Consider the following 13,069-nt stretch of genomic DNA (forward strand, 5'->3'; position numbering starts at 1 on the left):
TATACGCGTTACAAGAGCGTGATGCAGCGCTGGCCGGACAGCATCGCGAAAGGCGCGGAATTCACGATGCCGGTAGCAAAATAAGACCTAGCTCCGCATGGGGAGACACCGATGAAACAAACCGCCCGAAAACTCGAAGGTGAATTCGACTACATCATCGTCGGCGCGGGCACGGCCGGCTGCGTGCTTGCCAACCGCCTCACCGAAGACGCCGACGTCAGCGTCCTTCTTCTCGAAGCAGGCGGCAAGGACGACTATCACTGGATTCACGTCCCCGTCGGCTATCTGTACTGCATCGGCAATCCCCGGACCGACTGGCTCTACAAGACGCAGGCCGAACCGGGCCTGAACGGCCGCGCGCTGTCGTATCCGCGTGGCCGCGTGCTCGGCGGCTGCTCGTCGATCAACGGCATGATCTACATGCGCGGCCAGCGCGAAGACTACGACGAGTGGGCGCACTTCACCGGCGACCCGAACTGGTCGTGGGACGCAGTGCTCCCCGTCTTCAAGCGCAGCGAGGATCACCACGGCGGCGCCAGCGAATTCCACGGCGCGGGCGGCGAATGGCGCGTCGAGAAGCAGCGTCTCAAGTGGAAGATCCTCGAGACGTTCTCGCAGGCGGCGCAGCAAACCGGCCTCCCCGCCACCGACGACTTCAATCGCGGCGACAACAGCGGCGTCGGCTATTTCGACGTCAACCAGAAAAGCGGCATCCGCTGGAATGCATCGAAGGCGTTCCTGCGCACCGCGATGAAGCGCCCCAATCTCACGACGATCACCGGCGCGCACACGCAGCGGCTCGTGTTCGAAGGCAAGCGCTGCGTCGGCGTGGAATATCGCGGCGGCGATATCGACTACGTCGCGAAGGCGCGTTGCGAGGTGATCCTGAGCGCGGGCGCGGTGAATTCGCCGCAGATCCTCGAACTGTCGGGCATCGGCAATGGGGCGCGACTGCAACGGCTCGGCATCGACGTGGTGGGCGACTTGCGCGGCGTCGGCGAGAACCTGCAGGACCATCTGCAATTGCGCATGGCATACAAGGTGAACGGCGTGCGCACGCTCAATACGCTGTCCGCGCACTGGTGGGGCAAGCTCTTCATTGGGCTGCAATATGCGCTGACGCGCGGCGGACCGATGTCGATGGCGCCGTCGCAGCTCGGCGCATTCGCGAAGTCGAATCCGAACGATGCATCGATCACGCGGCCTGATCTCGAATACCACGTCCAACCGCTGTCGCTAGATCGCTTCGGCGAGCCGCTGCATGCGTTCAATGCGTTCACGGCATCGGTGTGCACGCTGCGGCCGACCTCGCGCGGCAGCGTGCATATCGCGTCGCCCGATGCGCACGCGGCGCCGCTGATCGCGCCGAATTATCTGTCGACGGAGCGCGACCGCGAAGTCGCAGCCAATGCGCTGCGGCTCACGCGCCGCATAGCCGCGGCGCCGGCGCTCGCGCGCTACGCGCCGCAGGAGATCCTGCCGGGCATCGCGTTCCAGACGGACGAGGAACTTGCCCAGGCCGCGGGCAACATCGGCACGACGATCTTCCATCCGGTCGGCACCTGCCGCATGGGAACGGACAACGATCCGGGCGCCGTCGTCGATAGCCGGCTGCGCGTGATCGGCCTGCGCGGGCTGCGCATCGTCGATGCATCGATCATGCCGACCATCACATCGGGCAACACGAATTCGCCGACACTGATGATCGCCGAACGGGCCAGCGAAATGATTCGCGCGGACCGGCGCAATGTCGAAGTGCAGGAAGCGATCGCGACCGCGCTCGCATGACATCCGTGACAGCTTGGTGACCGCATGGCGTCAGCAATCTTCGCGCCTTCCAGTACGGCCCCTCATGGGGCCGTTCGCACATCTGTGCTCCGTGTGGCCGAGGCTGGCAAGCGCAGGCGCCGATGCCTCGAAACCGTGCGCGCGCAGCCTTTAACCACTAAGTGCAAATCCCGATGATTGCGCTGCATCATTGGCGCGACAATGGCGTCTGGCCTTTGAGTAATCGGTTTATCGCGTGCCGGGTTTTGTGCAGCACGCAATCCGCGGCGAAACGCACCCGGGAAACTGAAACAACGCACGTGTTGTCGCGCGCGAAGCAACCAAAAATATCGCGTGGGCAGCGGCATCGCCCGGCGGCTCATTTCGCATGGAAGGGGACATGATTCTCGGCGACACGATTCTTGAAACGCGTGGCCTCACAAAAGAATTCAAAGGCTTCACCGCCGTGAATGGCGTGAACCTGCGCGTGCGCCGTGGCTCGATCCACGCGCTGATCGGACCGAACGGCGCAGGCAAGACCACCTGCTTCAACCTGCTCACCAAATTCCTCGAACCCACGGCGGGCCAGATCGTCTTCAACGGCGTCGACATCACGCGCGAGCGTCCCGCGCATATCGCGCGGCGCGGCGTGATCCGCTCGTTCCAGATCTCCGCTGTGTTTCCGCATCTGACGGTTTTGCAGAACGTGCGCATCGGCTTGCAGCGGCAACTCGGCACGTCGTTTCATTTCTGGCGCAGCGAGCGCTGGCTCGACACGCTCAACGACCGCGCGATGGACCTTCTCACGCAAGTCGGGCTGACCGATTTCGCGGATACGAAAACCGTCGAGCTCTCGTACGGACGCAAGCGCGCACTCGAAATCGCCACGACGCTTTCGATGGAGCCCGAACTGATGCTGCTGGACGAACCAACGCAAGGCATGGGCCACGAAGACGTCGATCGCGTGACCGCGCTCATCAAAAAGGTATCGGTCGGCCGCACGATTCTGATGGTCGAGCACAACATGAACGTAATCGCGGGCATCTCCGACACCATTACCGTGCTTCAGCGCGGCGAGGTGCTGGCCGAAGGCAGCTATGCGGAAGTGTCGAAGAATCCGCTCGTGATGGAAGCCTACATGGGCAGCGCCGATGCCGCGCTGGCGGGAGCGCACGCATGAGCACGACGGTGGAAGAACAACGTCCCCTCGATACATCGGGCGCCGCGGGCAACGCAGCCGCGCTCGAACTCAGCGGACTGAAGGCGTGGTACGGCGAATCGCACATTCTTCACGGCGTCGACCTGAAGGTGAATCGCGGTGAAGTCGTCACGCTGCTCGGGCGCAACGGCGCCGGGCGCACCACGACGCTGCGCGCGATCATGGGCCTCACCGGACGCCGCACCGGATCGATCCGCGTGGGTGGGCGCGAAACCATCAGCATGTCCACGCACAAGATCGCGCATTGCGGCGTCGGCTATTGCCCGGAAGAACGCGGCATCTTTTCGAGCCTCTCGTGCGAGGAAAACCTCATGTTGCCGCCGCTCGTCGGCAGCGCGAAAGAGGCGATGTCGCTCGATGAAATCTATTCGATGTTCCCGAACCTGAAGGAGCGCCGCAACAGCCAGGGCACGCGTCTTTCGGGCGGCGAGCAGCAGATGCTCGCGGTTGCACGCATCCTGCGGACCGGGGCGAACCTGCTGCTGCTCGATGAAATTTCGGAAGGGCTTGCGCCCGTCATCGTGCAGACACTCGCGCGCATGATCCTGATGCTCAAGTCGCGCGGCTACACGATTGTGATGGTGGAACAGAATTTTCGCTTTGCGGCGCCGCTCGCCGATCGCTTCTATGTGATGGAGCACGGGAATATCGTCGAGCACTTCAACGCAGGGGAACTCGAAGCGAAGATGCCGGTGCTGCACGAACTGCTCGGGGTGTGATCGTTCAACGTTCGTCGCGACGCGGCAAGCGCCTGCCTGATCATGCGCGCCAGCACACAAGCAACAACCATAAACCCTTGGAGACTGGAATGAAAAAGAAGACCCTCGCGCGCCTCTCGTCCTTTTGCTTTGCGGCTGCGGCGGCGGGCGTCGCGTTGAGCTCCGGCAGCGCCCAAGCTGCCGACGGCAACACGGTGAAGATCGGTTACGTCACCGACTTGTCGGGCCTCTATGCCGACATCGACGGCCCCGGCGGCCTCGAAGCGATCCGTATGGCGATCGCCGACTTCGGCGGCAAGGTGAACGGCAAGCCGATCGAACTCGTCTACGCGGACCATCAGAACAAGGCGGACATCGCGGCATCGCGCGCGCGCGAGTGGATCGACCGCGACGGCGTGAACGTGATCATCGGCGGAACGAATTCGGCGACCGCGCTTTCGACGGCGCAAGTCGCGGCCGAGAAGAAGACGCCGTACATCAACATCGGCGCGGGCGCGGACAACCTGACGAACGAGCAGTGCTCGCCGTACACGGTCCACTACGCGTACGACACGATGGCGCTCGCGAAGGGCACGGGTTCGGCCGTGACGAAGCAGGGCGGCAAGTCGTGGTACTTCCTCACCGCCGACTACGCGTTCGGCAAGGCGCTGGAGAAGAACACGTCGGACGTCGTGAAGGCGAACGGCGGACAGGTGCTCGGACAAGTGCGTCATCCGCTGTCGGCGTCGGACTTCTCGTCGTTCCTGTTGCAGGCTCAAGGGTCGAAGGCGCAGGTGCTCGGCCTGGCGAACGCGGGCGGCGACACGATCAACTCGATCAAGGCGGCGAAGGAATTCGGCGTCAGCAAGACGATGAAGATCGCGGCGCTTCTCATCTTCATCAACGATATCCACAGCCTGGGACTTGAAACGACGCAAGGTCTCGTCGCGACGGACAGCTGGTACTGGAACAAGGACGACACGACTCGCAAGTGGTCGCAGCGCTACTTCGGCAAGATGAAGAAGATGCCGTCGAGCCTGCAGGCCGCCGACTACTCGGCCGTGACGACCTACCTTAAGGCGGTGCAGGCAGCCAACTCGACCGATAGCGACAAGGTCATGGAGCAGCTTCGCAAGGTGAAGATCAACGACTTCTACGCGAAGGGTTACATCCGCGAAGACGGCAGCATGATCCACGACATGTACCTGATGGAAGTGAAGAAGCCGTCGGAATCGAAGGAGCCGTGGGACTACTACAAGATCACCGCGACCATTCCGGGCGACCAGGCGTTCGGCACGAAGGCGGAATCGCGCTGCAAGCTGTGGAAGTAAGTGGCGTGCGCTGCATGGGATCAGAGCAGGCGCTAACTCTGATCGACAGAGTCAAGTAGCACGACAGCAGGCAAGGCGGCAGGCGGCTCAAGGGCGGCGTGCCGCCGTTTCTGCGCCAACACCACACTGACGGCAGAATCGATGGAAATTTTCGGCATTCCGCTCGCCGCAATGATGAGCCAACTGCTGCTCGGGCTCGTCAACGGCTCGTTCTACGCGATCCTGAGTCTCGGGCTCGCCGTGATCTTCGGCTTGCTCAACGTGATCAACTTCGCGCACGGCGCGTTGTTCATGCTGGGCGCGATGCTCGCGTGGATGGGCTTCTCGTACCTCAATATCCCCTACTGGGCGATGCTCCTGCTCGCGCCGCTGATCGTCGGCCTGTTCGGCGTGGTGATCGAACGCACGATGTTGCGCTGGCTCTACAAGCTCGATCACCTCTACGGCCTTTTGCTGACCTTCGGCATCACGCTCGTGATCGAAGGCGTGTTCCGCTCGATCTACGGCTCGTCCGGACAGCCCTACGACGTCCCCGCGATGCTCTCCGGCGCGACCAACGTCGGCTTCATGTTCCTGCCGAACTACCGCGCCTGGGTCGTCGTGGCCTCGCTGAGCGTGTGCTTCGCGACGTGGTTCGTGATCGAAAAGACGCGCCTCGGCGCCTATCTGCGAGCCGGCACGGAGAATCCGAAGCTCGTCGAGGCGTTCGGCATCAACGTGCCGCTGATGGTCACGCTGACGTACGGCTTCGGCGTCGCGCTCGCCGCGTTCGCGGGCGTGCTCGCGGCGCCGGTGATTCAGGTGTCGCCGCTGATGGGACAGTCGATGATCATCACCGTGTTCGCGGTCGTCGTGATCGGCGGGATGGGGTCGATCATGGGGTCGATCCTCACGGGGCTCCTGCTAGGAATCATCGAAGGGCTTACGCGCGTGTTTTATCCGGAAGCGTCCGCGACGGTCGTGTTCGTGATCATGGCGCTCGTCTTGCTGGTGCGCCCGGCGGGACTCTTCGGCAAGGAAAAATGATGCAGAGAAAAGCGCTTTACGTGCTGTTGCTGATCGGCCTGATCGCGGCGCCGTTCGTCGGCGTGTATCCGGTGTTCATGATGAAGGTGCTGTGCTTCGCGCTCTTCGCGGCAGCGTTCAACCTGCTGATCGGCTATACGGGCCTGCTGTCGTTCGGCCACGCGATGTTTCTTGCGAGCGCCGGCTATACCACGGGCTACGTGATCCAGACGCTCGGCTTCACGCCGGAAGTCGGCGTAATCGCGGGCACGGCGGTGGCGACCGCGCTCGGACTCGTGGTCGGGCTCTTCGCGATCCGCCGCCAGGGAATCTACTTCGCGATGGTCACGCTCGCGCTCGCGCAGATGGTCTACTTCATCTTCCTGCAGGCGCCCTTCACGCATGGCGAGGACGGCCTGCAAGGCGTGCCGCGCGGCAAGCTGTTCGGCATCGTCGATCTCGGCTCGGACCTGACGCTCTATTACGTCGTGCTCGTGGTGATGGTGCTGGCTTTTGCGCTGATCGTGCGAATCGTGCATTCGCCGTTCGGGCAGGTGCTGATCGCGATCAAGGAAAACGAGCCGCGCGCGATCTCGCTCGGCTATGACACGGCGCGCTTCAAGCTGCTGGCGTTCGTGCTGTCGGCGGGGCTCGCGGGGCTGGCGGGATCGTTGAAGGTGGTCGTGCTCGGCTTCGAGACGCTCGGCGACGCCTACTGGACGATGTCCGGTCTCGTCGTGCTGATGACGCTCGTCGGCGGCATGAGCACGATGTTCGGGCCGCTGCTGGGCGCTGCGATCATCATCGCGCTGGAAAACCGGCTCGGCGATATCGGCACGGGTATCGCGCGGATCACGGGCGTCGACTGGTTCAATTCGCTGGGCGAATCGGTAACGATCGTAACGGGGCTGATCTTCATCGCTTGCGTGCTTGCGTTCCGGCGCGGCATCGTCGGAGAAATCATCGCGCGCGTACGGCCATTGCAGGGTTAATACGACGCTTGGGCTTCGAACGAATGGGGAGGCGTTTAGTTGATTAACGTTAAAATGCCGCCCATTTAAGGTGCGGTTTATGCACCACTAGGGTAAATGCTAGGTTGCGACGAGTCGTTTCACAATTTAATATGCGTCCTAGTTCTGTTGCACCGAATTTTTGAGGTGGAGAACGAGGAGACAACGAGGCACTAAGTGCCCGACCGAAAGCGCTGTTGGATGATTCCAACAGCGCTTTTTTATTTGTTTTTGCATTTTCGTATTTATATTGTCGGCAGAAATCGTGACTGCCTCATACTCGTTTTCCCTTATCATTTTCACCGGATTTTCCGGCGATTTTCGTAGCGGTTAAAAGCCGCACAACTCCCTTCAAAACGCTTGCACCACGCGGGTTGCCTCCGCTACACTCGCCATTCACCGACCGGATGGTCGGTAATTGAAAACGGTAAATCCTCGCTTAAATCATACGAACGAATTCACGAGGTAATAAGGCATGACGTTGGCATTGCGCTTGAGCGCGGCGGCATTAATCGCCGCATTGGCGAGTACGCAGGTTCTGGCAGATGTGAAAGTGGGCGTTACCGTTTCCGCGACCGGACCGGCCGCTTCGCTCGGTATTCCGGAGAAGAACACGATTGGGTTGTTGCCGAAGGAGATCGCGGGGCAAAAGATGCAATACATCGTCCTCGACGATGCCACCGATTCCACTCAGGCCGTGAAGAACGCCCGCAAGCTGACGAGCGAAGACAAGGTCGATGCGCTGATCGGCTCCACGGTCGTGCCGAACTCGCTCGCGATGATCGATATCGCCGCCGAAGCTTCCACGCCGATGATCTCCATGGCCGCCGCCGCCACGATCGTCGAACCGATGGATGCGAAGCGCGCGTGGGTCTTCAAGACGCCGCAGAACGACATTCTCATGGCCACGGCGATAGCGCAGCACATGTCGAACCGCAACGTGAAGACGGTGGCCTTCATCGGCTTCAGCGATGCCTACGGCGAGAGCTGGTTCAAGGAGTTCAGCAAGGCCGCCGACATCAAGAAGATCAAGGTCGTCGCGAACGAGCGCTTTGCACGCAACGATGCCTCGGTGACGGGGCAGGTGTTGAAGGCGATGTCGCAGAATCCGGACGCGGTGCTGATCGCTGGAGCGGGCACGCCTGCCGCGTTGCCGCAGAAGACGCTCAAGGAGCGCGGCTACAAGGGCACGATCTATCAGACGCACGGTGTCGCGAACAACGACTTCCTGCGCGTGTGCGGCAAGGATTGCGAAGGCACGTTCCTGCCGGCCGGGCCGCTGCTCGTCGCCGAGCAGTTGCCCGATTCGAACCCGGTGAAGAGCGCGGCGCTGACCTACAAAAAGGCTTATGAAGGTGCGTATGGCGCGGGCTCCGTCTCGACGTTCGGCGGTCACGCGTGGGACGCGGGCCTCATCCTGCGACGCGCGATTCCGATCGCGCTGAAGAAGGGCCAGCCCGGCACGCCCGCGTTTCGCGAGGCGTTGCGTGCGGCCATCGAAGGCACGAAGGATCTTCCCGTTTCGCACGGCATCGTCAACATGAGCGCGAACGATCACTCCGGCCTCGACCAGCGCGCGCGCGTGATGGTCGAGATCGTGGGTGGGAAGTGGAAGCTCGTTTCCAACTGACATCGAGAACCACGATGAATTGAACGAGAAGGCAGGGCGCGTTGCTTCATACGCGCCTTTTTTTGCGCACAAAGAAGCCCGCAAACATGCGGGACGCAATGAGAGAAGAGGGCAATCAGTCAGCGCGCGCACGGTCAGGGAAAACGATGCTAGGCATGCTGTACCGCGCTACATAGATTGTCGCAGCAGTCGAATTGATAACTACTCGCAGCAGCGCACCGTCCGGGTGCGCGACAGCATTTCGCGTTTGGAGACACGACATGAAAACCACAAAGCAATGGGTACGCACAGGCATCGCCCTGGCGATCGCGGGCAGCGCGCTCTGCGGCACGAGCGCCGCGTTCGCGCAGGTAAAGATCGGGGTCACATTGTCGGCGACAGGGCCGGCGGCATCGCTTGGGATTCCGGAGAAAAATACGATCGCGCTCTTGCCGAAGGAAATCGGCGGGAAATCGGTCGAATACATCGTGCTCGATGACGGCTCCGACACGAGCCGCGCCGTGCAGAACACGCGCAAGCTGATCGACGAGGATCACGTCGATGCGATCGTCGGCTCGACCGTCACGCCGAACTCGCTCGCCATGATCGATGCGGCTTCGTCGGCCAAGACGCCGATGATCTCGATGGCGGCATCGGCGGCGATCATCTCGCCGATGGACGCGAAGAAGGCGTGGGTCTTCAAGACGCCGCAGAACGACGCGCTGATGGCCGACGCCATCGCGAGCTACATGGAAAAGCGCGGCGTGAAGACGGTCGGTTTCATCGGCTTCGCGGATGCCTACGGCGACGGCTGGTACAACGTCTTCGACAAGGCAGCTACCGCTCACAAGCTGAAGATCGTGACGAACGAGCGTTACAACCGCACGGACACGTCCGTGACCGGCCAGGTGCTGAAGACGATGGGCGCGAACCCGGACGCGGTGCTGATCGCGGGCGCGGGCACGCCTTCGGCGCTGCCGGCGAAGGTGCTGAAGGAGCGCGGCTACAAGGGCAAGGTCTATCAGACGCATGGCGTGGCGAACAACGACTTCCTGCGCGTGTGCGGCAAGGATTGCGAAGGCGAGTTGCTGCCCGCGGGTCCGGTGCTCGTCACCGATCAGTTGCCGGAGAGCAATCCGGTGAAGAAGTCGTCGGCGGCGTACAAGAACGCGTATGAGAAGGCGTACGGCGCGGGTTCGCTCTCGACGTTCGGCGGTCACGCATGGGACGCCGGACAGATGCTCCAGCGCGCGATTCCCGAGGCGCTGAAGAAGGGCCAGCCGGGCACGCCGGAGTTCCGCGAAGCGCTGCGCGCGGCGCTGGAGAACCTTAAGGACCTGCCGGTCGCGCACGGCATCATGAACATGACGCCGACGGATCACAACGGCTTCGACGACCGCGCCCGCGTGATGGTGCAGATCGTCGACGGCAAGTGGAAGCTGCTGAACGACTGACGCGTTTCTCGACGCGCGCTCGTCAAAGGGTGCGCTTCGATGTGCAAAGCGGCGCGCCGGGGGAATCAGCGCGCCGTTTTACCTTGTTTTGCCGGGCCGATTCTCCGTCCGGCTGATTTCGAAGAGGAAGTATGGACTTATCGATTGCGGCGATTCTCGCGCAGGACGGGATCACCACGGGCGCCATCTACGCGTTGCTCGCGCTCGCGCTGGTGCTCGTGTTCTCCGTGACGCGCGTCATTTTCATTCCGCAGGGCGAGTTCGTGGCGTATGGCGCGCTCACGCTCGCCGCTTTGCAGACCCAGAGGTTTCCCGCGACGTGCTATCTGCTGATCGCGATGGGCGCCGGCTGCTTCGTCGCCGAACTGGTCGGCATCGTGCGGCATCCATCGCGATATCGACAAGTTGCGCGCACGCTGGTCGCGCTGGCCGGCAAGTATCTGCTGTTTCCGATCGCCGTGTACGCGCTGACTCAGAGCGTCTTCATGCAGACCCTGCCGATGTTTGCGCAGATCGCGCTGACGCTGCTGATCGTCGTGCCAATGGGTCCGTTCGTATATCGGCTGGCCTACGAGCCGATCGCCGAGGCAAGCACGCTCTTGCTGCTGATCGTCGCGGTCGCAGTGCACTTCGCGATGGTCGGCCTGGGCCTCGTGATGTTCGGCGCGGAAGGCTCGCGCACGACCGCGTTCTCCGACGCGACGTTCTCGCTCGGCGATGTCTCGATCTCGGGGCAGAGCTTGTGGGTCGTCGGCACGGCGGCCGTGCTGATCGTGGCTCTCTACGTCTACTTCGATCGCACGATTTCCGGCAAGGCGTTGCGCGCGACGTCGGTGAACCGACTGGGTGCGCGACTCGTCGGCATCGGCACGACGCAAGCGGGGCGCCTCGCGTTCACGCTTGCGGCGGGGCTCGGCGCGCTGTGCGGCGTCCTGGTCGCGCCGATCACGACGATCTATTACGACTCGGGCTTCCTGATCGGCCTGAAAGGCTTCGTAGGCGCGATCGTCGGCGGGCTGGTGAGTTATCCGCTGGCGGCGGCGGGGTCGCTGCTCGTCGGGCTGCTGGAGTCGTATTCGTCGTTCTGGGCAAGTGCTTACAAGGAGGTGATCGTTTTCACGCTGATCATTCCGGTGCTGCTGTGGCGGAGTCTCGCGAGCCCGCATTCGGATGAAGAAGAGGAGTGAAGCGATGAAATTCCTGATCCAAAACAAATTTTTCTGGGTGTTCCTGCTGGTGGTCTTCGCGCTGCCGGTTCTGCCGCAGCCGATCCGCGTGCCGGAGTACTGGGTGACGCTGCTGAACTACATCGGCTTGTATTCGATCGTCGCGATCGGTCTGGTGCTGTTGACAGGCATCGGCGGGATGACGAGCTTCGGGCAAGCGGCTTTCGTCGGCGTCGGGGCGTATACGACGGCCTATCTGACGACGCAGTTCGGCGTGTCGCCTTGGCTCGCGCTGATCGTCGGTATCGTGCTGACGGGGCTCGTGGCGCTGCTGCTCGGCATGGTGACGATGCGGCTCTCGGGGCACTTCCTGCCGCTCGGAACGATCGCGTGGGGGCTATCGCTGTTCTTTCTGTTCGGCAACCTCGAAATGCTCGGGAAGTACGACGGGATCAACGGGATCCCGGTGCTGAACCTGTTCGGCTGGCACCTGGAATCGGGGCGCAGCATTTACTACCTGATTTGGGTCGTCGTCTTGTTGGCGGTCGTGTCTGTTCAGAATTTGCTTAATAGCCGGCCTGGGCGTGCCATTCGCGCGCTGCGCGGCGGCGGCACGATGGCCGAGGCGATGGGCGTCAATACCGCGTGGATGCGCGTCGTGATCTTCGTTTATGCAGCGGTGCTCGCCGCGATTTCTGGATTTCTCTATGCGCATTTGCAGCGCGCCGTGAATCCGACACCGTTCGGGCTGAATCACGGCATCGAGTTTCTGTTCATGGCGGTGGTCGGCGGGGTGTCGCACGTCTGGGGCGCGGTTCTCGGCGCGACGATTCTCACCGTCTTGCAGGATTATCTGCAGACGCTGCTGCCGAAGTTGCTCGGAGCGAATGGCAACTTCGAGATCATCGTGTTCGGCGTTTTGATGGTTTTGCTGCTCCAGTATGCGCGTCAGGGCGTGTGGCCGTTCGTCTCGCGGATCTTTCCGGCCGGGCCGCGTGCCCACGTGCCGGATCGCGCCGAGTCTTTGCCGCAGCGCAGCAAGCCAGCGACGGGCGAGCGTCTGTTGATCGTGGACAAGGCGCGCAAGGAGTTCGGCGGGCTCGTCGCGGTCAACGACGTCAGCTTCGAGGTGAGAGCGGGCGAGATCATCGGCTTGATCGGGCCGAACGGGGCTGGCAAGTCAACGACGTTCAATCTCGTGACTGGCGTCCTGCAAGCGACCAGTGGCTCCATCACCTTCCACGGCGAGCGAATCGATGCGCTGACATCACGTGAAATCGTGAAGCGCGGCATTGGGCGGACGTTTCAGCACGTCAAGCTGCTGCCGGGCATGACGGTGCTGGAGAACGTGGCGATCGGCGCGCATCTTCGCGGCAATTCGGGCGTGTGGCGGAGCATCGCGAAGCTGAACGCGGCTGAAGAGGCGCGGTTGATGTCCGAGGCGGCGCGTCAGATTACGCGCGTCGGGCTAGAAAAGCATCTCTACGACGAAGCAGGAAGCCTCGCGCTAGGACAACAGCGGATTCTCGAGATTGCGCGTGCGCTGTGCTGCGATCCGACGCTGTTGCTGCTCGATGAGCCGGCGGCGGGACTGCGGTACCAGGAGAAGCTGCAACTCGCTGATTTGCTGCGGAAGCTGAAGGCCGAAGGGATGAGCGTTCTTCTGGTCGAACACGATATGGATTTCGTGATGAATCTCACCGATCGGCTGGTAGTCATGGAGTTTGGGACGCGGATCGCGGAAGGGTTGCCGGAAGAGGTGCAAAAGGATCCGGCGGTTCTCGAAGCGTACTTGGGTGGGGTGGAGTGA

Annotated in this window: 10 protein-coding genes; all 10 read left to right on the top strand. The window is 62.3% G+C overall.

The features are described 5' to 3' along the window. Positions 1 to 111: 111 nt before the first annotated feature. The 10 genes from AWB65_RS08865 (at position 112) to AWB65_RS08910 (ending at position 13,069) form a co-directional block, all read left to right on the top strand. Entirely contained in the window at positions 112 to 1,788 is a 1,677-nt protein-coding gene (locus tag AWB65_RS08865) for a GMC family oxidoreductase (protein ID WP_087666816.1), read from the top strand. 379 nt (positions 1,789 to 2,167) lie between these two features. Then, on the top strand, positions 2,168 to 2,947 hold the full coding sequence (locus AWB65_RS08870; protein WP_087666817.1) for an ABC transporter ATP-binding protein: 780 nt from the start codon (positions 2,168 to 2,170) through the stop codon (positions 2,945 to 2,947). After that, positions 2,944 to 3,705, top strand: coding sequence for an ABC transporter ATP-binding protein (locus AWB65_RS08875; RefSeq protein WP_087666818.1), 762 nt, complete (start codon positions 2,944 to 2,946; stop codon positions 3,703 to 3,705). Before AWB65_RS08870 ends, AWB65_RS08875 begins: the two co-directional genes overlap by 4 nt. Positions 3,706 to 3,794: 89 nt before the next feature. After that, positions 3,795 to 5,015: an ABC transporter substrate-binding protein gene (locus AWB65_RS08880; protein WP_087666819.1), complete on the top strand. Its 1,221-nt coding sequence runs from the start codon at positions 3,795 to 3,797 to the stop codon at positions 5,013 to 5,015. A gap of 141 nt (positions 5,016 to 5,156) precedes the next feature. Further along, positions 5,157 to 6,041, top strand: coding sequence for a branched-chain amino acid ABC transporter permease (locus AWB65_RS08885; protein ID WP_087666820.1), 885 nt, complete (start codon positions 5,157 to 5,159; stop codon positions 6,039 to 6,041). Continuing rightward, a complete protein-coding gene (locus AWB65_RS08890) occupies positions 6,041 to 7,012 on the top strand; it encodes a branched-chain amino acid ABC transporter permease (RefSeq protein WP_200821695.1) in 972 nt (323 codons plus the stop codon). The genes AWB65_RS08885 and AWB65_RS08890 overlap by 1 nt, the downstream gene beginning before the upstream one ends. A gap of 493 nt (positions 7,013 to 7,505) precedes the next feature. Then, entirely contained in the window at positions 7,506 to 8,660 is a 1,155-nt protein-coding gene (locus AWB65_RS08895; protein ID WP_087666822.1) for an ABC transporter substrate-binding protein, read from the top strand. Between the two features lie 260 nt (positions 8,661 to 8,920). Then, on the top strand, positions 8,921 to 10,093 hold the full coding sequence (locus tag AWB65_RS08900; RefSeq protein WP_087666823.1) for an ABC transporter substrate-binding protein: 1,173 nt from the start codon (positions 8,921 to 8,923) through the stop codon (positions 10,091 to 10,093). 131 nt (positions 10,094 to 10,224) lie between these two features. Continuing rightward, a complete protein-coding gene (locus AWB65_RS08905) occupies positions 10,225 to 11,280 on the top strand; it encodes a branched-chain amino acid ABC transporter permease (protein ID WP_087666824.1) in 1,056 nt (351 codons plus the stop codon). 4 nt (positions 11,281 to 11,284) lie between these two features. Continuing rightward, positions 11,285 to 13,069 carry a branched-chain amino acid ABC transporter ATP-binding protein/permease gene (locus tag AWB65_RS08910; RefSeq protein ID WP_087666825.1) on the top strand — a complete coding sequence of 595 codons (1,785 nt, stop codon included), beginning with the start codon at positions 11,285 to 11,287 and terminating at the stop codon, positions 13,067 to 13,069.

The organism is Caballeronia humi, assembly GCF_001544475.1.
Lineage (GTDB): Bacteria > Pseudomonadota > Gammaproteobacteria > Burkholderiales > Burkholderiaceae > Caballeronia > Caballeronia humi.

Excerpts from the sequence above, each read along its gene's own strand:
- AWB65_RS08870 (WP_087666817.1), top strand. The coding sequence starts at position 2,168 with ATGATTCTCGGCGACACGATTCTTGAAACGCGTGGCCTCACAAAAGAA.
- AWB65_RS08890 (WP_200821695.1), top strand. The coding sequence starts at position 6,041 with ATGCAGAGAAAAGCGCTTTACGTGCTGTTGCTGATCGGCCTGATCGCG.
- AWB65_RS08910 (WP_087666825.1), top strand. The coding sequence starts at position 11,285 with ATGAAATTCCTGATCCAAAACAAATTTTTCTGGGTGTTCCTGCTGGTG.
- AWB65_RS08865 (WP_087666816.1), top strand. The coding sequence starts at position 112 with ATGAAACAAACCGCCCGAAAACTCGAAGGTGAATTCGACTACATCATC.
- AWB65_RS08885 (WP_087666820.1), top strand. The coding sequence starts at position 5,157 with ATGGAAATTTTCGGCATTCCGCTCGCCGCAATGATGAGCCAACTGCTG.
- AWB65_RS08875 (WP_087666818.1), top strand. The coding sequence starts at position 2,944 with ATGAGCACGACGGTGGAAGAACAACGTCCCCTCGATACATCGGGCGCC.
- AWB65_RS08880 (WP_087666819.1), top strand. The coding sequence starts at position 3,795 with ATGAAAAAGAAGACCCTCGCGCGCCTCTCGTCCTTTTGCTTTGCGGCT.
- AWB65_RS08895 (WP_087666822.1), top strand. The coding sequence starts at position 7,506 with ATGACGTTGGCATTGCGCTTGAGCGCGGCGGCATTAATCGCCGCATTG.
- AWB65_RS08900 (WP_087666823.1), top strand. The coding sequence starts at position 8,921 with ATGAAAACCACAAAGCAATGGGTACGCACAGGCATCGCCCTGGCGATC.
- AWB65_RS08905 (WP_087666824.1), top strand. The coding sequence starts at position 10,225 with ATGGACTTATCGATTGCGGCGATTCTCGCGCAGGACGGGATCACCACG.